20 protein-coding genes, 1 other RNA gene and 1 riboswitch are annotated in these 19,311 nt (G+C 58.5%); of the genes, 17 read left to right on the forward strand and 4 right to left on the reverse strand.

The genetic code is table 11. The features are described 5' to 3' along the window. Nucleotide 1 precedes the first annotated feature (1 nt). From I6L40_RS04190 to I6L40_RS04205, 4 genes are all read left to right on the forward strand, one after another. Complete coding sequence (locus tag I6L40_RS04190) at nt 2–1,219, forward strand: cytochrome bc complex cytochrome b subunit (protein WP_041210137.1); 1,218 nt, start codon at nt 2–4, stop codon at nt 1,217–1,219. After that, complete coding sequence (locus tag I6L40_RS04195) at nt 1,216–1,950, forward strand: cytochrome c1 (RefSeq protein ID WP_033115439.1); 735 nt, start codon at nt 1,216–1,218, stop codon at nt 1,948–1,950. The genes I6L40_RS04190 and I6L40_RS04195 overlap by 4 nt, the downstream gene beginning before the upstream one ends. Nucleotides 1,951–2,038: 88 nt before the next feature. After that, on the forward strand, nt 2,039–2,668 hold the full coding sequence (gene sspA, locus I6L40_RS04200; RefSeq protein ID WP_033115438.1) for a stringent starvation protein SspA: 630 nt from the start codon (nt 2,039–2,041) through the stop codon (nt 2,666–2,668). Then, the gene (locus I6L40_RS04205) at nt 2,665–3,090 is read left to right on the forward strand and encodes a ClpXP protease specificity-enhancing factor (RefSeq protein WP_033115437.1); all 426 of its coding nucleotides are present in this window, start codon (nt 2,665–2,667) and stop codon (nt 3,088–3,090) included. The genes sspA and I6L40_RS04205 overlap by 4 nt, the downstream gene beginning before the upstream one ends. A 47-nt stretch (nt 3,091–3,137) precedes the next feature. On the opposite strand, the gene dolP is transcribed toward I6L40_RS04205, so the two are convergent. From dolP to I6L40_RS04225, 4 genes are read right to left on the reverse strand one after another with little or no spacing between them, the layout of a single operon-like run. Beyond that, nucleotides 3,138–3,716 (reverse strand): division/outer membrane stress-associated lipid-binding lipoprotein, encoded by a 579-nt coding sequence (gene dolP, locus I6L40_RS04210; protein ID WP_033115436.1) that lies wholly within the window; start codon nt 3,714–3,716, stop codon nt 3,138–3,140. A gap of 4 nt (nt 3,717–3,720) precedes the next feature. Next, nucleotides 3,721–4,311 carry an SIS domain-containing protein gene (locus I6L40_RS04215; protein WP_005336275.1) on the reverse strand — a complete coding sequence of 197 codons (591 nt, stop codon included), beginning with the start codon at nt 4,309–4,311 and terminating at the stop codon, nt 3,721–3,723. A 9-nt stretch (nt 4,312–4,320) separates the two neighbouring features. Further along, nucleotides 4,321–4,692 (reverse strand): YraN family protein, encoded by a 372-nt coding sequence (locus tag I6L40_RS04220; RefSeq protein ID WP_071913343.1) that lies wholly within the window; start codon nt 4,690–4,692, stop codon nt 4,321–4,323. Further along, nucleotides 4,634–6,424, reverse strand: a complete 1,791-nt coding sequence (locus I6L40_RS04225) for a penicillin-binding protein activator (protein ID WP_071913345.1) — start codon at nt 6,422–6,424, stop codon at nt 4,634–4,636. The genes I6L40_RS04220 and I6L40_RS04225 overlap by 59 nt, the downstream gene beginning before the upstream one ends. A 199-nt stretch (nt 6,425–6,623) precedes the next feature. Here I6L40_RS04225 and rsmI point away from each other — a divergent pair, with 199 nt between their 5' ends. The 13 genes from rsmI to fliGL all read left to right on the forward strand — a co-directional run bounded on the left by rsmI (nt 6,624) and on the right by fliGL (nt 19,302). Continuing rightward, nucleotides 6,624–7,457 carry a 16S rRNA (cytidine(1402)-2'-O)-methyltransferase gene (gene rsmI, locus I6L40_RS04230; RefSeq protein WP_071913347.1) on the forward strand — a complete coding sequence of 278 codons (834 nt, stop codon included), beginning with the start codon at nt 6,624–6,626 and terminating at the stop codon, nt 7,455–7,457. Nucleotides 7,458–7,519: 62 nt separating this feature from the next. Continuing rightward, nucleotides 7,520–7,906, forward strand: an RNA gene (gene rnpB / locus I6L40_RS04235) — RNase P RNA component class A. A gap of 225 nt (nt 7,907–8,131) precedes the next feature. Continuing rightward, the gene (gene lfiM, locus I6L40_RS04240; protein WP_192849747.1) at nt 8,132–9,004 is read left to right on the forward strand and encodes a lateral flagellar motor switch protein LfiM; all 873 of its coding nucleotides are present in this window, start codon (nt 8,132–8,134) and stop codon (nt 9,002–9,004) included. A gap of 8 nt (nt 9,005–9,012) precedes the next feature. Continuing rightward, nucleotides 9,013–9,390, forward strand: a complete 378-nt coding sequence (lfiN, locus tag I6L40_RS04245) for a lateral flagellar motor switch protein LfiN (RefSeq protein WP_033115432.1) — start codon at nt 9,013–9,015, stop codon at nt 9,388–9,390. Next, nucleotides 9,390–10,124: a flagellar type III secretion system pore protein FliP gene (fliP, locus tag I6L40_RS04250; RefSeq protein WP_033115431.1), complete on the forward strand. Its 735-nt coding sequence runs from the start codon at nt 9,390–9,392 to the stop codon at nt 10,122–10,124. Before lfiN ends, fliP begins: the two co-directional genes overlap by 1 nt. A gap of 1 nt (nt 10,125) precedes the next feature. Beyond that, nucleotides 10,126–10,395 carry a lateral flagellar biosynthetic protein LfiQ gene (gene lfiQ / locus I6L40_RS04255; RefSeq protein WP_041210142.1) on the forward strand — a complete coding sequence of 90 codons (270 nt, stop codon included), beginning with the start codon at nt 10,126–10,128 and terminating at the stop codon, nt 10,393–10,395. Continuing rightward, on the forward strand, nt 10,392–11,174 hold the full coding sequence (gene lfiR, locus I6L40_RS04260) for a lateral flagellar biosynthetic protein LfiR (protein ID WP_071913349.1): 783 nt from the start codon (nt 10,392–10,394) through the stop codon (nt 11,172–11,174). Before lfiQ ends, lfiR begins: the two co-directional genes overlap by 4 nt. After that, nucleotides 11,171–12,307, forward strand: coding sequence for a flagellar biosynthesis protein FlhB (gene flhB / locus I6L40_RS04265; protein WP_071913351.1), 1,137 nt, complete (start codon nt 11,171–11,173; stop codon nt 12,305–12,307). Before lfiR ends, flhB begins: the two co-directional genes overlap by 4 nt. Nucleotides 12,308–12,310: 3 nt before the next feature. Continuing rightward, nucleotides 12,311–14,386: a lateral flagellar biosynthesis protein LfhA gene (gene lfhA, locus I6L40_RS04270; protein ID WP_033115427.1), complete on the forward strand. Its 2,076-nt coding sequence runs from the start codon at nt 12,311–12,313 to the stop codon at nt 14,384–14,386. A 197-nt stretch (nt 14,387–14,583) separates the two neighbouring features. Further along, nucleotides 14,584–14,671, forward strand: a riboswitch (cyclic di-GMP riboswitch). 249 nt (nt 14,672–14,920) lie between these two features. Then, nucleotides 14,921–16,183 (forward strand): lateral flagellar response regulator transcription factor LafK, encoded by a 1,263-nt coding sequence (lafK, locus tag I6L40_RS04275; RefSeq protein ID WP_269747690.1) that lies wholly within the window; start codon nt 14,921–14,923, stop codon nt 16,181–16,183. An 11-nt stretch (nt 16,184–16,194) separates the two neighbouring features. Continuing rightward, nucleotides 16,195–16,521, forward strand: a complete 327-nt coding sequence (lfiE, locus tag I6L40_RS04280; protein WP_082035417.1) for a lateral flagellar hook-basal body complex protein LfiE — start codon at nt 16,195–16,197, stop codon at nt 16,519–16,521. A 17-nt stretch (nt 16,522–16,538) separates the two neighbouring features. Beyond that, complete coding sequence (fliFL, locus tag I6L40_RS04285; protein WP_071913440.1) at nt 16,539–18,287, forward strand: lateral flagellar M-ring protein FliFL; 1,749 nt, start codon at nt 16,539–16,541, stop codon at nt 18,285–18,287. Continuing rightward, on the forward strand, nt 18,274–19,302 hold the full coding sequence (gene fliGL / locus I6L40_RS04290; protein ID WP_033115424.1) for a lateral flagellar motor switch protein FliGL: 1,029 nt from the start codon (nt 18,274–18,276) through the stop codon (nt 19,300–19,302). The genes fliFL and fliGL overlap by 14 nt, the downstream gene beginning before the upstream one ends. Nucleotides 19,303–19,311 lie beyond the last annotated feature (9 nt).

A 19,311-nucleotide genomic window follows, 5' to 3' on the forward strand; every position in this document is an offset into this window, starting at 1 on the left:
CATGTTGAGCAAACTGATGGGCTGGATCGACTACCGGTTCCCGCTCACTGCCATGTACAACGACCACATGGCCAAGTATCCGGCACCGAAAAACCTGAACTTCTGGTACTTTTTCGGCTCCCTCGCCATGCTGGTGCTGGTCAACCAGATCATCACCGGTATCTGGCTGACCATGAACTACAACCCCTCTGCGGAAGGCGCCTTTGCCTCCGTCGAGTACATCATGCGGGATGTGGATTACGGCTGGCTGCTGCGCTACATGCACTCAACCGGCGCATCTGCGTTCTTCATCGTGGTCTATCTGCACATGTTCCGCGGCATGATCTACGGCTCCTACCAGAAGCCGCGCGAGCTGCTCTGGATCTTCGGCATGCTGATCTTCCTCTGCCTGATGGCGGAAGCCTTCATGGGCTATCTGCTGCCGTGGGGTCAGATGTCCTTCTGGGGGGCTCAGGTCATCATCTCGCTGTTCGGTGCCATTCCGGTTATCGGCGACGATCTGACTCTGTGGATCCGCGGTGACTACGTCATCTCCGGCGCCACCCTGAACCGCTTCTTCGCGCTGCACGTCATTGCGTTGCCGCTGGTGCTGGTGATGCTGGTTGCAATGCACATCCTGGCGCTGCATGAAGTGGGCTCCAACAACCCGGACGGCATCGACATCAAGAAGCACAAGGACGAGAACGGCTGGCCGCTGGATGCGGTGGCATTCCACCCTTACTTCACCGTCAAGGACATGATCGGCGTCGCCGGCTTCCTGTTCTTCTTCTGCGCCATCATCTTCTTCAAACCGGACATGTGGGGTTACTTCCTCGAGAAGCCGAACTTTGAAGTGGCCAACGGCCTGAAGACCCCGGCCCACATTGCGCCTGTGTGGTACTTCACTCCCTTCTACGCGATTTTGCGTGCCGTACCCGACAAGCTGCTGGGCGTTATCATGATGGGTCTCTCCATCGTGGTGCTGTTCCTGCTGCCCTGGCTGGATCGCTGCAAGGTGCGTTCGGTGCGCTATCGCAGCAAGCTGCACAAGCTGAACATCGCCCAGTTCGTGGTCTGCTTCATCATCCTGGGTGTTCTGGGGGTGCTGCCGTCGACCCCGACCCTGACCCTGATCGCTCAGGTGTGTACCTTGGGTTACTTCGGTTTCTTTGTCCTGCTGTTCTTCTATAGCAAGAACGAAAGCACCAAGCCGCTGCCAGAAAGGGTGACATTTAAATGAAAAAAATAATATTTGCAGTGCTGACCCTGCTGCCATCTCTGGTGTTTGCCAATACCGGAGCCGTGCATCTGGATAAGGCCAACTACGACCTGAGTGACAAGGCGTCACTGCAGCGTGGTGCGGCCACGTTCATGAACTACTGCTTCGGGTGCCACAGCACCCAGTATCAGCGTTACAACCGGGTGGCCGAGGATCTGGGGATCCCGGCCGATCTGATGGCGTCCAATCTCATCGTCAACGGCGCCAAGATCGGTGACCTGATGGAAAACTCGGTGCACGACAAGGATGCGGCCAAGTGGTTTGGTGCGGCGCCACCCGATCTGACGCTGGTTGCCCGTGTGCGTGGTGCGGACTGGATCTACACCTATCTGCGCTCGTTCTACGTGGATCCGACCCGTCCGTTTGGCGTGAACAACGTGGTGTTCCCGTCCGTGGGCATGCCGCACGTGCTGGAGCCGCTGCAGGGCACTCCGCGCGCCGAGTTCGCCACCCACACGGTCGATGGAGTCGAGACCCAGCAGGTTGTCAGCATCAAATCTGACGGCAATGGTGAAATGAATAACGAAGAGTATGATCAGACGGTGCTGGATCTGGTAAACTTCTTGGTCTACTCGGCTGAACCGGTCAAACAGGAGCGCGAACGCATGGGCTTCTGGGTACTTGGTTTCATCGTGATCTTCTTCATCTTCACTGTGCTGTTGAAGAAGGAATTCTGGCGCGACGTTCACTAAGCGACCAGATCCGGGTAATATAATGCACGGCAATGAAGACCATAGAGGCTTCATTGCCGTTTCTGCTTTTAAATGACGGGAGGGTTCAATGGCTGTAGCTGCCAATAAGCGTTCGGTAATGACGCTGTTTTCCGGTGCCAACGATATGTTCAGCCATCAGGTGCGTATTGTCCTGGCGGAGAAGGGTGTTAGCGTGGATATTTGCCAGGTTGACCCTGCCAACTTGCCGGATGAACTGGCTGAGCTGAACCCCTACAACTCTGTACCGACCCTGGTTGATCGCGAGCTGGCACTCTACACCTCGCGCATCATCATGGAGTATCTGGACGAGCGTTTCCCGCATCCGCCCCTGATGCCTGTCTACCCGGTAGCCCGTGGTAACAGCCGTCTGATGATGCACCGTATCGAGCTGGACTGGTACTCGCTGGCCGACAAGATCATGGCTGGCACCGATGCCGATGCTGCGCGCAACGAGCTGCGGGACAACCTGCTGGCCATCGCCCCGATCTTCGGTGAGATGCCCTACTTCATGAGCGAAGAGTTTGGTCTGGTGGATTGCTACATGGCCCCGCTGTTGTGGCGTCTGCCGAGCCTTGGCATCGACCTGACCGGTCGTGGTGCCAAAGAGCTGAAGGCCTACATGGTTCGTCTGTTCGAGCGTGAGTCCTTCCAGGCTTCTCTGACCGAGGCCGAGCGCGAGATCCGTGCCGGCGTATGAGCATGGAACCGACAATGACCCCGAGCCGCCCGTACTTGTTACGGGCGTTTTATGACTGGTTGCTGGACAATGACCTGACCCCCCATCTGGTGGTCAACGTCAACATCCCCCATGTGATGGTACCGATGCAGTTCGCTCAGGATGGGCAGATTGTGCTGAACATAGCGCCACGTGCCGTGGTGCAGTATCACATGGATAACGAAGCGATCAGCTTCAGTGCCCGCTTTGGCGGTGTCTCCCAGCAGGTTTACATCCCGATGGCGGCCGTGCTGGCCATTCATGCCAGGGAAAACGGTGTGGGCACCATGTTCCCGCCCGAGCCTGGCTATGACATCTGGCTGGAGCAGGCCGAGGCGCCGGTGGAGCCAGAGCCGGAACCGCCGCGTCCAAGCGGTCGTCCGACCCTGAAAGTTATCAAATAAAAAAACGCAGCCGGTTGGCTGCGTTTTTTTATATCCGCTTCGCATCATCAGTTCTGAGCGTACTCGAAGGCTTTGATTACGCGCTTAACGCCGTTGACGTGGCGAGCGATCTCGACGGCTTGTTCCCCCTCCTGGCGCGTAACCAGACCGATCAGGAATACCTCGCTATCTTCGGTCACGACCTTCACCTTGGTGCTGTCAAAGTTCTTGGTGCCGAACATATCGGCTTTCACCTTGGAGGTGATCCAGGAGTCATTGCTGCGGGTGGTGAAGCTGGCTGGTTGACCTAGGCGCAACTCGTTATAGACGTGGCGAACCCCTTCGATGCGGCCGACGATTTTGCCTGCCTCCAGTTTGTACACGTCAGAAGGTGTCTGGCCGACCAGCAACACGCGGCCATTGTTGCTGTAGACGCTAATTTTGCTGGCCGCGCTGAGCGGTTTGTTGTCGGCCAGCAGGTTGGCTGCTTTGAGCTCGATGGCCTGATCATCCCACTGAGCGCCCAGGGTACGGCGATCGCCGGAGGCCTTGGCAGTACCGGCTGCGCCGCCAACTACTACAGCCGCACAGCCTTGCAGCAGCAGGGAACCGGCCAGCAGGCCAAGAATGAGGATCTGCTTGTTCATGGTTTCAATCTTCCTGTTGCGGGAAAAGAGTCTGGTCGATGAGATCACACAGGCAGTGCAGGGTCAACAGGTTCACTTCCAGAATGCGAGGCCGACGGGCGGATGGTACGCGGATCTCCACATCGTTCGGGCCCAGCAGGCCGGCCATCTCGCCACCGTCACCACCACTGAGTACCACTATGGTCATGTCGCGGGAGAGCGCAGCTTCCGCCGCCTTGATCAGGCTGCGGCTGTGACCCGAGGTGGTGATCACCACCAGAATGTCACCCGGCTGACCCAGTGCGCGGATCTGCTTGGCGTAGACTTCTTCAAAGCCGTGATCGGTGGCAATGGCGCTGATGGTCGCCATGTCGGGGGTCAGCGCCATGCCGGGCAGGGAGGGGCGCTGGGTTTCGTAGCAGTTGACCAGCTCGGAGATAAACAGCTGCGCCAGTGCGGCAGAAGGACCGTTACCGCATGCCAGCACCTTGTGGCCATTGAGCAGGCAGATGGTGATCATCTGGGCTGCAGTATGGATGGCATCCGGCAGCGCCTCGGCGGCTGCAATCTTGGTCTGGATGCTTTCGGTGTAGTTCTCTTTGATGCGGTCTGTCATAGGGTCCTCTTAAAATGCGTTCCGGATCCAGTCTGGCTGGTCCCCCTCGAACGCGATCACATCGAATCGGCAGGCCTGGCTGGCCTCGTTGATGGCATGTTGCTTCAAATAGTGGCGCGCTGCCAGCATGATCTTGCGCTGTTTTGCCCGGGTGACCGAACTGGCTGCTCCACCATGGCTGGCAGAGGCCCGGTACCTCACCTCAACAAACACCAGGGTCTGGCCCTGGTGCATGATGAGATCGATTTCGCCACCCCGGCAGCGGTAGTTGCGGGTCACCGGCTGCAGACCCTGGGCCTGCAGCCAGCGTTCAGCCACTAGCTCAAAGTGCTGTCCCTTGTTCGACGGGAGCGGGAACAGGTTCTGCAATTGCTGGCGCATCCGTGCTAACAGCTCCTTCATTGGCTGGCTCCTCCAGCTGCTGGACTGCATTCTCGTCGACCAGCTTGCCGTTCTGGTAGGTGGCCCAGCTCAGCATCCGCACGATATTGCCCTGGGCATCGACGCTCAGCTGGCCACTCATGCCGGACTGCTGCATGCCGCCTACTTTGCGCATCTGTTGCAGATTTTCCGCCAGTGCAACGGCGTCGTAGCCCATGGCAAACAGGCGCAGCAGGTCGCCCTGGGTCTGCGGCCAGAGCAGGGCAATTTGCTCGCGCTGCTTCTCGTAACCACCGAGCAGCAGCGGCATATCGGCGATACGCATGCCGTTGAGTTCGGAGGTCACTTCGGTCGCAGCGCTGTCATAGCCGCGCGGGCCGGTGAAGATTGGCAGGCTGCCCATCGGATTGACGGAGACATCCACGTAGGGCTTGATCATCCGGGTTTCCAGCGGGTTGGCCACGATGTAGACCACATCAATGCTGCGCGGTGCGGCGTCGGAAAGCTGGACAACCTGGCCGGCACGGGCAGTAGAACGGCCGCTCAGAGCGTTTTTAACCATGCCTTGAACTTCGTTGCGACCGCCAAAGGTGGCGACTACCGGCTTATCCTGGCTCACGGTTGCCCAGGCCTGTTCAAAGGCCTTGATGCTGCTGTAGCCGATACGCCCCTGGGCGGCGATCAGCAGCGGCTTGCGATAGCCCTGGGTATAGAGGTACTGAGCAGCCTGCGCGGCATCTGCTGCGGCAGAGAGGGAGAAGTAGTAGGTGCTGTCGTTGACGATCGGCTTGTCCAGCTCGTTGAGCGCCAGAACCGGCACAGTCGGGTTGGCCTTGAGCAGCTCCTCGACCCGGTCTTTGAGCAGCGGGCCGATGATCATGTCCGCCCCTTCCTGAATCGCCTGCTTGTAGAGGTCGATGGTCGGTTTGCTCTGGGTGTCGTAGAAGTTCAGGGTAAATTGACCCTGATTCTCCTTGTAGGACATCAGCATACCGTTGCGGATGGCGGCGCCCTGCGGCTCCAGATTACCGGATAGGGGGAGCAGCACCGCAATCTGCTGCACCGAGGTGCTGGCAGCAGTGGCAGTCAGATCGCCAAGGCCCGCCGGCATGTCTTTCTGGGCCGGATGGTTGGGGAAGTCGCGCTTCCAGCCTGCCAGCTGGCGCGCCAGCAGATTGGGCTGGGCACCGAACTCGTTGACCAGTGCCGCCAGACGCAGCCAGCCGGTGGTTACGTCAGGGGCCGGTGCCTCTTCCAGCGCCTGCAGGGTGGAAGGGGTCATGCTCTTGAGCAGCGACCAGATCTGCTGATGGTTGGTAGCCTGCTCGCTCTGGTTGAGGTAGGGCTCCAGCGCAATCAGGGACTTGGCGGCACCAAATTTGTTGTTGATGTCGAGCTGCAGTACCACGCGCTGACGATACCAATCCTTCTGGGTATCGGCATCCAGCGCAACCTCAGGCTTGCCCTCCAGCAGGATCAGCGCCTGATTGGCATGGCCTTGTGCCAGCAGCAGGTGGGCTTGCAGCAGCTGCAACTGCGCCTTCTGGGCTGGCTCCTTGGCCTGCTTTTGCAATTGCTGGAACAGTGCCGAGGCCGGTTTGGCCTGACCGAGCGCCAGATAGCTGCGTGCTGCCAGCATCTGCCAGGTAAAGGCTTCTGCCGGTTTGGCGGGATCGACTTGCTCCAGATACCACTGGGCATTCTTGGTCAAATCCGAGAAGGCTGACGGCATGCCAGACTGCCCCGAAGGTTGATTGGGCTCCGACGCACAGGCGGCCAGCAGGATTGCCGCGAGTAGGATGCCGAAGAGTCGTGATACACTTAGCTGCTTTGTAACCCGGTTCAAGTTCATTCCCCGACCAGTGTTGAAATTCCCCATAGTGTAAACGGGGCAATATGGCGACACAATTGTCGGGGCACTCGGAGATCCCATGAGTGACATCCCAACCCTGTATATAGTTCCCACTCCGATCGGCAATCTGGCTGACATCACCCAGCGTGCGCTGGATATTCTGCGCAGCGTCGACCTGGTCGCCGCCGAAGATACCCGCCACACCGGCATTCTGCTCAGCCACTACCAAATCTCGGTGCCGACCTTCGCGCTGCACGATCACAACGAGCAGCAGAAAGCCGATGTGCTGATCGGCCGGATCAAAGAGGGCAAGAGTGTCGCTCTGGTCTCCGATGCGGGTACCCCGCTCATCAGCGACCCCGGTTATCATCTGGTCACCCGCTGTCGCGAAGCCGGGGTCAAGGTGGTGCCACTGCCAGGCCCCTGTGCCGCCATCACGGCGCTCAGCGCTGCTGGCCTGCCCACCGACCGGTTTGCTTTCGAAGGTTTCCTGCCGGCCAAGAGCAAAGGGCGTGATGATCGCCTGCAAGCCGTTATCGAAGATACACGTTCGCTGGTGTTCTACGAATCCCCGCGCCGGGTGCAGGATACGGTGGAAGCGATCGCTCGCATCCTTGGCGAGCGTCAGGTGGTTGTGTGCCGTGAGCTGACCAAAACGTTCGAATCCATCCACGGCTTGCCCGCTTCCGAGATGTTGACCTGGCTTGGCGAAGATGAAAACCGCTGCCGCGGCGAAATCGTGCTGGTGGTTGCCGGCGCCAACAAAGAGGAAGAGGAACTGCCGGCCGAGGCGATCCGTACTCTGGGTCTGCTGGTTGCCGAGTTGCCGCTCAAAAAAGCAGCCGCACTGACCGCCGAGATCCACGGCGTGAAGAAGAATGCCCTCTACAAGTACGGTCTCGAGCACTATTAATTGCCGTAAACGGGAATTGCCGGTTTACCCCGCCCGCATCACGAGGCTATAATCCGCGCCTCGGAGTTGGCTGGGCAATCGCTGCTTCGTCGTTGTGTCCCTCGGGACAGACGGGCGGAGGGGAGGAAAGTCCGGGCTTCACAGGGCAGGGTGCCAGGTAACGCCTGGGGGGCGCGAGCCTACGACCAGTGCAACAGAGAGCAGACCGCCGATGGCCCGCAAGGGATCAGGTAAGGGTGAAAGGGTGCGGTAAGAGCGCACCGCGCGACTGGCAACAGTTCGTGGCACGGTAAACTCCACCCGAAGCAAGACCAAATAGGCCCCTATTGGCGCGGCCCGCGTTGGGGGCGGGTAGGTTGCTTGAGCCAGCGAGCGATTGCTGGCCTAGAGGAATGATTGCTACCCGGGGCAACCCGGTACAGAACCCGGCTTACAGGCCGACTCCGACCCAATTCTGCGTGACCCGTCACGATAAATCCCGGTGCTTAGCGGCACCGGGATTTTTTACATGTCACAACATGATGTGGCGCGTGGCAGCATTTTTGAATTTGTAATAAAGTTCGGCCTCTTTTTGGTCGCTATGACCCGGTTGGATGAGTTGTATCTATCATGCTGCATCCCCCACCGAAGGGGCTGACGGCAAGGGAAGATGAAATGGTCAGGGTGGATTTTTAATGTCATCAAGCGGTGCAGTGCACACACCTTCCCGCCTGCTCGGAGCCGAGCAAGGCAAAGCCCTTCCTCGTTATGATCTGCTGGGTATCGATCGGGTAAACCGCACTCGTCTCAAGCAGGTTAACGCCCAGTTGAGCACCTTTTCTCTGCAGGTCGCCGGCTGCATGGCCCAACTTTTCAACAGTGCTGATTGCGAGCTGGCCTATGGCGAGTTCACCGCCTCCAGCGTCGCCGATGTTGCCGAGCCACAACTCTGGGTCGAGGCCACCTCCCGGGTTGATCCCCAGCGCGCAGTCTATTTTTCCATCTCTCCTCTGGTGATCTACCGTCTGGCCGTCCTCTTTTTTGGTGGCACGCTCCATCAGAAAGAGGAGGCACTTCCTGCCGGTAAAGGGGTGACTGATACGGAACAGCGCCTACTGCAAAGACTCTGTCACTATCAGGTCGATATCTGGTGCTCCTGCCTCGGGCTGGGAGATCTGGAGTGGCAGATCAATATCATCCCGCAGGATGCCATGCCGACCCGTCAGCTGTGGACTACCCGTGCCACCCTGCAAGCCGGCAATTGCACCCACCAGTGGCAGATGTGGTTGCTTCCGTCCGAAGAATCCGACTCTCAGGAAGGGATTGCCTTGCCCGAGGGAGAGCTGGAACAGGTATTGAGCCATGTTCCGGTCCGGCTGCGGGTGGTCATGGGGCAGCTGTCGATGACGCTGGCCGATCTGGAGTGCCTCAAGGTGGGAGATGTGCTGTCGCTGGATCTGCCGGAGATGGTGCCCGCCCTGATTGGTAACCGCCCCTGCTTCAACGGGCGCATAGCAGAACATAAAGGCAGTCTGGTCTACCAGGTTGCGACTGTGGTAGAGGAGTAAATCGAATCATGAGCGAGCACAATATGAATGACCCGCTGGATCTGGATGGACTGGATCAACTGTTTGGTGACGATATCAGCATGCCCAGTGCCGCCGACTACATGGCGCCGACCAGTAGCAGCAAGCAGCGGGATCTCTCTTTCTTCCGCCAGATCCCGGTCAAGGTGACCCTCGAGGTTGCCAGTACCGAAGTGCCTCTGGGTGACCTGATGCGGGTAGAAGAGGGCGCCGTGATTGAGCTGGACAAACTGGCGGGCGAGCCGCTGGATGTTCGGGTCAATGGCCGCCTGCTTGCCAAGGGGGAAGTGGTCGTCGTCAACGGCAAGTATGGCTTGCGTCTGGTTGATGTAATCGATGCCAAACTGCTGGGTGGCATGGACGACTGATGCGTTACCTGCTGCTGACCCTGCTGCTCTTCTCCCTGCCTGGCTGGGGGGCTGACATGACCCTGTTCTCGGTCGCTCCGGGGGCTGCAGGTGGCGAGGATTACAACATCAAGTTGCAGATCCTCTTCTTCATGACTGTGCTGGGGTTGTTGCCAACCCTGTTGCTGATGATGACCAGTTTTACCCGGATCATCATAGTGCTGGCCATCTTGCGGCAGGCGCTCGGTTTGCAGCAGAGTCCTCCCAACCGGGTGCTGATCGGGATCAGCCTCATCCTGACTCTGGTTATCATGCGTCCGGTCTGGACCGACATATACCAGAATGCTTTTGTCCCGTTTGACAGGGATGAGATCACCTTGTCGGAAGGGGTTGCTCGCGCAGAGAAACCGCTGCGTACCTTTATGCTGGCGCAGACCCGCGAGCCGGATCTGGAACAGATGCTGCGCATCTCCGGTGAACCAACAACGGTGGCCAAGAAGGATGTGCCTTTCGGGGTGCTGTTGCCTGCGTTTGTATTGAGTGAGTTGAATACCGCATTTCAGATCGGCTTTATGCTGTTTATTCCGTTTCTGGTGATCGATCTGGTGGTGGCCAGCGTGCTGATGGCGATGGGGATGATGATGCTCTCGCCGCTGATCATCTCCTTGCCATTCAAGCTGATGGTTTTTGTACTGGTCGATGGCTGGTCGATGACGGTCGGAACCCTTGCCGCCAGTTTTGGTGGAGGAGGCTGACATGACGCCGGAGCAGAGCGTGGCGCTGGTTGGCGGCGCCGTCAATCTCGTCGTGGTGATGGTCTCCGTGCTGATTGTGCCGGGGCTGATTGTGGGTTTGGTCGTCAGTGTGTTTCAGGCGGCGACCCAGATCCAGGAGCAGACCCTCAGCTTTTTACCCCGTTTTCTGGTGACCCTGATGACACTCATCTTCACCGGAAACTGGCTGCTATCGCAGATCACAACCCTGTTCCACGACTTGTTTTTGAAGATACCCGGACTCATCGGATGAACTCCCTCTTGTCCCTCAGTGCTGCCGATCTGACGGCCTGGCTGGGGCAGTGGTGGTGGCCATTTCTGCGGATTGGTTCCGCCTTCTGGGTCATGCCGGTATTCGGTGACGGTCGGGTGCCGCCACAAGTTCGTCTGCTGCTGGCGCTGATCGTCAGCCTGCTGATTGCCCCCATGCTCAAGGGAATGCCTGTCGTTGACCCCTTCAGCACCGGTGCTCTGGTATTGGCTGTTGAGCAGCTGCTGTTCGGGCTGCTGTTCGGGCTCTGCGTCCAGATGCTGTTCATGATCATGACCATGGCTGGCCAGATCCTCTCCATGCAGATGGGGTTGGCGATGGCGGTGATGAATGACCCCAGCAATGGTGACACCGCGCCCATCGTCAGCCAGTTGATGCTGGTCTTCTGCTCACTGCTGTTTCTTGGTCTGAATGGCCATCTGGTGACGCTGGATGTGCTGGTGCAGAGCCTGCGCAGCTGGCCACCCGGCTCTTCCCTCGACCTGCTCGACATGAAAGGGGTGGTCGGTCTGTTCGGCTGGTGTATCGGCGCGGCACTGATCCTCACCCTGCCTGCCGTGGTTGCCATGTTGATGGTCAACCTGACCTTTGGCGTCATGAATCGGACGGCCCCTTCGCTGAACATCTTCTCGCTTGGTTTCCCCATGACGCTGCTGCTCGGGCTGCTCACCATGGCTATCTCAATCAGCGGAGTCCCTTCCCGTTACCTTGAGCTGGTGACTCACGTGCTGGAACAACTGAGAGCCCTGACCCCCTCATGAGCCAGAACAGCGCCCAGGATAAAACCGAAGAGGCCTCTTCCCAAAAACTGCGCAAGGCACGGGAAGAGGGTCAGATCGCGCGCTCCAAGGAGCTCAGTTCGGCGGGCCTATTGCTGCTCGGCGGCTTTGCCATGCAGTGGATGGTGCCCAGCTTTGGTCGCTTCTTCGCCGAGTTGATGAAACGGCCACAACGGTTCGACTGGCAAGGAGCCAGGGATCCGCAAATGATGGTGCACTGGACGGCGGAAGCCTTGCTCAACATGTTGTGGGTGCTGCTGCCGCTGTTTGCTTTTCTGGCTCTGATGCTGGTCCTGCTCAGCTCGTTGCCGGGGGGCATGGTACTGACCTGGAAGAAGATCTTCCCCAGTGCCGAGAAGCTGAACCCACTCAAGGGGCTCAAGCGGATGTTCTCGAGCCACAGCCTGATGGAGCTGCTGAAGTCGGTACTGAAAATTCTGCTGATTGGCTCTACGCTGGCGCTGCTGCTCCAGCATCAGTGGCCCACGTTGCTGATGATGAATCGGATGCCACCCCAGGCCGCCATGGAGCAGGCGCTGCGGATCCTATCTCAGGCATTCATCTTGCTTGGTGGCGTGCAGATGCTGATCGCCGTGCTGGATGTGCCCTATCAGCGCTGGTCGCTGAACAAGCAGTTGCGGATGACCAAGCAGGAGGTCAAGGATGAGCACAAGAACAGCGAAGGTCGCCCGGAAATCAAGGCTCGGATCCGTCAGGTGCAGGCCATGCTGGCTCGCGCCCGTATCGAGCAGCGCGTACCACAGGCTGATGTGATCATCGTCAACCCGACTCACTACGCGGTGGCCATCAAATATGATCCCCTGCGTGCCAATGCCCCGTTCGTGATTGCCAAGGGGGTGGATGGCATGGCTGAGCGGATCCGTCAGGTGGCCAAACAGCACGACAAGATGGTGATGAGTCTGCCGGAGCTGACTCGTGCCATCTACTACTCCACCCGGATAGATCAGGAAGTGCCGGCGGGTCTCTATACCGCGGTGGCTTATGTCTTGAATCATGTATTGCAGTTGAGGGCGTATCAGGCCGGCAAGGGGCGAAAGCCAAACCCGCTTGCTCCTTTGCATGTGCCGCCCGAATTACGTCAACCTGAGAGGTAAGTTGTGAACTGGCGTGTATTGACCCAATCCTATACCGCGATCCCGATGATGCTGCTGGCCATTCTGGCCATGATGATATTGCCGCTGCCGGGCTGGCTGCTGGATGCCCTCTTTACCTTCAACATTGTGTTGGCGGTACTGGTGCTGCTGGTCTCCGTATCGGCGCGTCGCCCTCTCGACTTCTCCGTCTTCCCCACGGTGTTGCTGGTGGCAACCCTGATGCGGCTGTCGCTCAACGTGGCCTCGACCCGCGTGGTGCTGCTGCATGGCCATGAGGGCCATGAAGCGGCGGGCAAGGTGATTCAGGCGTTTGGCGAGGTGGTGATCGGCGGCAACTATGTCGTGGGTCTGGTGGTCTTCGTGATCCTGATGATCATCAACTTTGTGGTGATCACCAAGGGTGGGGAGCGGATCTCCGAGGTGTCTGCCCGCTTTACCCTGGATGCGATGCCGGGCAAGCAGATGGCCATCGATGCTGACCTCAATGCCGGCACAATGGATCAGCACCAGGCGCGGGCACGACGGGACGAGATTGCCCGTGAAGCCGACTTCTACGGGGCGATGGATGGTGCCTCCAAGTTTGTGCGCGGTGATGCGATTGCCGGCATGCTGGTGCTTATCATCAACCTGGTGGGCGGCCTTGCCATCGGTATTTTCCAGCATGCCCTGCCGGTTGCCGAAGCCTTCCAGCGCTATGCCCTGCTGACCATCGGTGACGGTCTGGTGGCCCAGATCCCCTCGCTGCTGATGTCTACCGCTGCCGCCATCATTGTGACCCGGGTCAGCGATGAAGGTGAGATGGCGGATCAGGTGGGTGACCAGATCCTTGCTTCCCCCCGCGTCATCTACACTGCCGCTGCCATCATGCTGGTACTGGGGCTGGTGCCGGGCATGCCGATGCTGGCCTTCCTCAGCTTTGCCGCCGTGCTGGCCTGGACTGGCTGGAGCGTGAGCAAGCGGGCGGTCAATACCCCGGATCTGGATGCCGCGCAGGAGCTGGCCCGCCAGATTGCCCAGCCGGAACCACAAGGGCTGGAGTGGCAGGATCTGCCGCCGGTCGATACCGTTGCTATCGAACTGGGCTATCGGTTGGTGCCGCTGGCGGAAGCTGACAAAGGCGCCGAGCTGCTGGCCCGGGTGCGCGGTATTCGCAAAACCCTATCGGAGCAGTACGGTTTTCTGCTGCCCGAGATCCGGGTTCGCGACAATTTGCAGCTGCAACCCGATCAGTACCGGATCAAGCTCTCCGGTGTGGCACTGGCGTCCGGCAATGTTGATTGCCAGCGTCTGATGGCCATCAGCAGCGGCGAGACCTATGGTTCGCTGGATGGGGAGCTGACCCAGGATCCTGCATATGGTATGAGCGCAGTCTGGATTTCACCGGAAAACAAAGCCAAAGCCCTCAATCTGGGTTATTCGGTGGTTGATTCGGCAACGGTGATCGCGACCCACGCCAGCAAGCTGCTGCGTGAACAGCTTGATGCCCTCTTTGGTCATGACGAGGTGGGCAAGCTGGGGCAACATCTTGCAGCCCAGTCGCCCCGTCTGGCGGAGGAGCTCAATCTGGCCCTGACCCAGATGCAGCAGTTGCGAGTTTTTCGGCAATTGCTAAAGGAACAGGTCAGCCTGACCGATATACGCACGGTGGCGACGACCCTGCTTGATGCCAGCGAGCTGACCAAGGATCCCGTGCTGCTTGCTTCCGATGTTCGTTGTGCCTTGAAGCGCCAGATTGTGAGACAGGCGATTGGCAGCCGTGATGTGCTTGCCACCTTCACGCTCGATGACCGCCTTGAGCAGACCTTGCTGGCGGCCATGAACCAGTCGCAGCAGCAGGGGAAAATCCAGCTGGACAGTTTTCCGGTTGATCCGCAACTGCTGGCACAGTTGCAGCAAAATATGCCGCTGGTTAAAGAGCAGCTGCAGCAGCAAGGATATGCCCCGGTACTGGTCGTGATGCCGCAACTTAGACCCTTGATCGCGCGTTATGCCCGATCTTTTGCAAAAGGTCTCAAAGTGCTCTCATATAATGAAATACCGGAAGAGTTGAGAGTGGAGGTTATTGGCACGCTAGGCTGAAACAGGGCTGCCATGTTAATAGGCAAATGGGAAGAATATATTCCGCCTATCTACTTGAATTGTAATTGTAAGCCGTTATGATGTGACTGTTTTTGACGCATTCGGTCGTCAAAGATAAATAACAAATATAACAATTCACATGTGTCACTCAGCAGTCACCACTAATTTGGTGCTGTCTTGTCCAAATACGGGCAGTCGCATGAAAAAGGCAAACTGAACTGAAAAGTCAGGACGCAAAGCCTCCGGTCTAAAAGCAGGAATGCTCATGATAGCGGGGTTGCCAAGGCCATTGTTACCGCCTTGATATAACACTGGTTTGATCTAGGTGCTCGTTAGAAGCGCCAGCGTACCTGTGCGTCTTTTATTTCGGCATTTCAGTTCTGTTGATTGTTTTATCCACAATCACGGGTTCGGGTTCATATGCTTTCGGATGTATCTATCAAAAAAAGCTCAAGACCGGCCAGTCTTGGGAAAGATCCCCATTTATTGTTAATCAGCTCATCTATGGCCGATGGGAACGATATTGAAGGAATATTGGCAGCACAGGGATATGCTGTTTCCCGCTGTGACTCTATTCGCAAGTCGAAATTAATTCTCGGCAGTCGTTCCGTTGATTTAATCCTGCTCGACATGGATCTCATGACCGAAGTAGGTCCTCAATTGGTGCATGATTTTAGCGGCATTGATTGCGTGATCCTGGTTAATGAGCGTCAGGCCTATCTTGCGGCAGAAGCGATGCGGGCCGGTGCCATTGACTACATCATCAAGCCCTTCGGGGGGCAGCAGATGCTGGATGTGGTGAAGGGGGCACTGCGTCTGCGGCAGGCCATTCCAGACCTGATCGCCGTCTCGACCATGAGCCTGCAAGTGTTGCAGCTTGCTCGCCGGGCAGCCAAAACGGCAGCCACCATTCTTATCGGAGGTGAGTCGGGAACGGGCAAGGAGCGTCTGGCGCGTTACATCCACGAGATGTCCAGCCGTGCTCACAAGCCGTTTGTCGCCATCAACTGCGCCGCCATTCCCGAGTCCATGCTCGAATCCATTCTGTTTGGCCACAACAAGGGGGCCTTCACCGGCGCAACGGGTTCGCAGCCCGGCAAGTTCGAGCAGGCGCAGGGCGGAACCCTGATGCTCGACGAAATCTCCGAGTTGCCCCTGTCACTGCAGGCAAAGTTGTTGCGGGTTTTGCAGGAGCGTGAGGTGGAGCGCCTCGGTAGCCATCAGACCATCGCGCTGGATGTGCGGATCATCGCCGCCAGCAACAAGGATCTGCGCACCCTGGTGGCTGCCGGCCAGTTCAGGGAAGACCTCTTCTATCGCCTCGATGTGTTGCCGATGAACTGGCCAGCACTGCGCGAGCGTCCCGACGACATATTGCCGCTGGCTGAATATTTCATCGAACGCTATGCGCCCCAGCAGGGGTATCGCCTGAGCGAGAGTGCCCGCAAGCAACTGCTGGCTTATCAGTGGCCGGGCAACGTCAGGGAGCTCGATAACGTCATTCAACGTTCATTAATCATGGCTCGCGGATTGCATATTCAAGCGGTCGATTTGATGCTGCCCAGCTATGTCGCGGAACCCGAACATGGATTGGCGGAAGTCCTTTCCGCCCCGGAAGGGTTGAGCGAGACGCGTCGGCACGCAGAATTTCAATTTGTACTAGAGACCTTGCGCCGCTTCCGTGGCCATCGTACCCGCACGGCAGAAGCGCTCGGGATGACCACCCGGGCTCTGAGATACAAGCTGGCGGCGATGCGTGAGCAGGGCATTGATATCGAGCAGCAGCTTCAAAACTAAGGGATAACGGCGTGAAGATTGAAATGATGTCATCACAGGCAACGCTTCTGCAGCAGATGCAGGAGATGCAACGAGTTGCCACTCAGGCTCCTTCCATCGAATCCAATGATCTCTCGAATGTGTCATTCAGCGACGCCATGCGCGACGTTGTCGGCAGAGTCAACGAGCAGCAGAACATGGCTTCAGCCATGATGACGGCTGTTGATGCCGGCCAGAGCGATGATCTGGTCGGGGCCATGGTGGCCAGTCAGAAAGCGGGTCTCAGCTTTTCAGCCCTGATGCAGGTGCGCAACAAGCTGATGACCGGTTTTGACGACATTATGCGCATGCCGCTCTGAGGTAAGTGATGACTGAACTGGTAACGTCCCCGCAAGGGGCTTCGGATTCCTTCAGAACACGCGTGCAGGAGGGCCTTCGCAACTGGCGCAGCCTCTCCCGTGACAATAAATCGATCCTCACTATTGCTCTGCTGGCTGCCATCGTTGCCGGCACAATCGTCGTCATTCTGTGGACGTCCAGCAAAAACTACGTCCCCCTGTACGGCAAGCAGGAGCTCTACGATACCGCCAACATCATGGAGATGTTGGAGAAGGAGCAGGTGCCGTTCCGGCTGGAGAAGAGCTCTGGCCAGATCCTGGTGCCGGAGAGTCAGCTGGCTCATGTTCGTATGGCCTTGGCGGCCAGAGGGGTGAGAGCGGCCATGCCGGCGGGTCTGGAGGGGCTGGACAATGTCACCGGCCTTGGCACCAGTGAGTTTATGGAAGGAGCCCGCTATCGCCATGCGCTGGAAGGCGAACTGGCGCGCACCATCATTTCGCTGGATGCGGTGCGCAGTGCCCGCGTCCATCTCGCCATTCCCAAACGCACTCTCTTTGTCGGTCGTGACGAGGAGAAGCCAAGTGCATCCGTCATGCTCGATCTGCAGCCCGGTCAGGCCATGGAGCCCGGCCAGGTCGAGGCCATTGCCAACCTGGTGGCAGGCAGTATCTCCGGCATGAAACCGGGAGCGGTCACCATTGTCGATCAGGCTGGCCAGCTGTTGAGTGCCGAACTCGGCGACAAGGCCGGGTTTGGCAAGCAGAGCGTGCAGCAGATGGAGTATGTGCGCAAGCTGGAGCAGTACATTCGTCAGCGTGCCAGCGACATGCTCTATCCCATGCTGGGCACCGGCAACTTCCGGGTGCAGATCGCCGCAGACGTCAACTTCAATGCGGTGGAGGAGACCCAGCAGCAGCTGGATCCACAAGGGGTGGTGACCAAGGAGTCGAGCAAATCGGACAAAACCATCGATGCGCTGGCACTGGGTATCCCCGGCGCTCTGTCCAATCGTCCTCCCGAAACGGCGCCCAAAAGTGATCCTGCGACCCAGAATCAGACCACGGCAGCCACCACGGAAAATCAGAAAAATGACTCCCGCACCGAGCGGCAGGAGGTCAGCAAGCAGTACGAAAACAGCCGCACCATAGTACACACCCGCTATCAGCAGGGGCGGCTCGAGAAGATGAACGTCTCCGTACTGCTCAATCATCAGAGCGCCCCGAAAGGTGGCTGGAATGATGAGCAGCTGGCGCAGATCCGGCAGATGGTCGAGCGTTCGGTGGGCTTTGATGAGTCTCGTGGAGACCAGATCAGCCTGCAAGTGTTCGACTTCACCGGCGCTGCGCCGATTGCTCCGCCCGAATCGAGCTGGTGGGAAACCCCTTACTGGCAGGATTCGCTCCGTTATCTGGTGGGCGGTCTGCTTGGCCTGACGCTGGTCTTCTTCGGTATCCGCCCGTTGGTGAAGCATCTGGTTCGCACCCAGCAGGCGCCGGATGAAGAGACGCTCTCTGACGAGCTGGATGATGAGCTGGAGCCGACCGTGGGTCTCTCCATGCGGCGGGATGATGATGTTGCCCTGACGGCGCCGCCGATGAGCAATGGTCTGATCCGTTCCGACAACGAGCGGGAGCCGCACTTCTCTTCTCTGGATCTGGAGGCATTGCCGGAGCCGGGTTCCGAGCTGGAAGTACAACTCAAGCATCTGCAGTTGCTGGTTGACAAAGATACCGCTCGGGTAGCGGAAGTGGTGAGAGCATGGGTAAGTGGCAATGAACAACGTTAACCTGAACCAGAAAGCCGTCGATATCGATATCGACAACCTTGAGAAAGCGGCCATCCTGCTGTTGAGCATGGGGACTGAGGCTGCTGCCAAGGTGATGCAAAAGCTCTCCCGCGATGAAGTGCAGCGCCTTATCTCCAAGATGGCGGGTCTCTCCGGCGTCAGTTCGATGGAAGCCCGATGGACCTTGCAGCAGTTCTTCAACCAGTATCGTGAACAGAGCGGGATCGGCAGCGCCTCCCGCGAATATCTGGAACAGACTCTCGACCTGGCCCTTGGTCAGCGTCTCTCCCGCAGCCTGCTCGACAGCCTCTACGGTGATGTGATGAGTCAGGATATCCAGCGGTTGCAGTGGGTACCTGCCGATGTGCTGGCCCGTTTCTTCCGCAATGAGCACCCGCAGATGCAGGCGGTGCTGCTGGCGTTCCTGCCACCCCAGACCGCTTCCGCGGTACTGGATGAGCTGCCCGGCTCGGTGCACGACGATCTGCTGGTGCGGGTCGCCAGCCTCAGCAGCGTCAGCGAGCATGTTCTGGGTGAACTCAGGCTGACGCTGGATCGCTGTCTGGCCTATGTTGCTGACCAGTCCGGAGCCAAGGTGAATGGCGTGCGGCAGGTTGCCGATATCCTCAACCGCTATCAGGGCGACAAGGAGCAGATGCTCTCGCTGCTGCGTGAACACGATGGTGACATGGCGCTGGAAATCGAAAAGAACATGTTCGACTTCATGACGTTGCGTCGCCAGAGCGACGAAACACTGCAGCGTCTGGTGCAGGAGATCCCGAGCGAGCTGCTGGCGCTGGCCCTCAAGAATACCGAGACCAGTTTCCGCAAGGTGGTGCTCGGCGCCATGCCGAAGCGGATGGCTCAGGCACTGGAAGATCAGATCCAGCATCAGGGCAGCGTCTCCCTGCGCAAGGTCGAGCAGGCCCGAGAGGAGATCATGCAACTGGTCCGCGAATTGGTGGAGCAGGGCGAGATCGAGTTCCAGCTGTTCGAAGAACCGACGGTCAGCTAACAGGGGGCA

Source organism: Aeromonas sp. FDAARGOS 1410 (assembly GCF_019048745.1).
Taxonomy (GTDB): Bacteria; Pseudomonadota; Gammaproteobacteria; order Enterobacterales; family Aeromonadaceae; genus Aeromonas; species Aeromonas jandaei.

Coding starts and splice junctions, on each gene's coding strand:
- I6L40_RS04190 (WP_041210137.1), top strand. CDS start 2: ATGTTGAGCAAACTGATGGGCTGGATCGACTACCGGTTCCCGCTCACT.
- I6L40_RS04195 (WP_033115439.1), top strand. CDS start 1,216: ATGAAAAAAATAATATTTGCAGTGCTGACCCTGCTGCCATCTCTGGTG.
- sspA (WP_033115438.1), top strand. CDS start 2,039: ATGGCTGTAGCTGCCAATAAGCGTTCGGTAATGACGCTGTTTTCCGGT.
- I6L40_RS04205 (WP_033115437.1), top strand. CDS start 2,665: ATGAGCATGGAACCGACAATGACCCCGAGCCGCCCGTACTTGTTACGG.
- dolP (WP_033115436.1), bottom strand. CDS start 3,716: ATGAACAAGCAGATCCTCATTCTTGGCCTGCTGGCCGGTTCCCTGCTG.
- I6L40_RS04215 (WP_005336275.1), bottom strand. CDS start 4,311: ATGACAGACCGCATCAAAGAGAACTACACCGAAAGCATCCAGACCAAG.
- I6L40_RS04220 (WP_071913343.1), bottom strand. CDS start 4,692: ATGCGCCAGCAATTGCAGAACCTGTTCCCGCTCCCGTCGAACAAGGGA.
- I6L40_RS04225 (WP_071913345.1), bottom strand. CDS start 6,424: ATGCCGTCAGCCTTCTCGGATTTGACCAAGAATGCCCAGTGGTATCTG.
- rsmI (WP_071913347.1), top strand. CDS start 6,624: ATGAGTGACATCCCAACCCTGTATATAGTTCCCACTCCGATCGGCAAT.
- lfiM (WP_192849747.1), top strand. CDS start 8,132: ATGTCATCAAGCGGTGCAGTGCACACACCTTCCCGCCTGCTCGGAGCC.
- lfiN (WP_033115432.1), top strand. CDS start 9,013: ATGAGCGAGCACAATATGAATGACCCGCTGGATCTGGATGGACTGGAT.
- fliP (WP_033115431.1), top strand. CDS start 9,390: ATGCGTTACCTGCTGCTGACCCTGCTGCTCTTCTCCCTGCCTGGCTGG.
- lfiQ (WP_041210142.1), top strand. CDS start 10,126: ATGACGCCGGAGCAGAGCGTGGCGCTGGTTGGCGGCGCCGTCAATCTC.
- lfiR (WP_071913349.1), top strand. CDS start 10,392: ATGAACTCCCTCTTGTCCCTCAGTGCTGCCGATCTGACGGCCTGGCTG.
- flhB (WP_071913351.1), top strand. CDS start 11,171: ATGAGCCAGAACAGCGCCCAGGATAAAACCGAAGAGGCCTCTTCCCAA.
- fliGL (WP_033115424.1), top strand. CDS start 18,274: ATGAACAACGTTAACCTGAACCAGAAAGCCGTCGATATCGATATCGAC.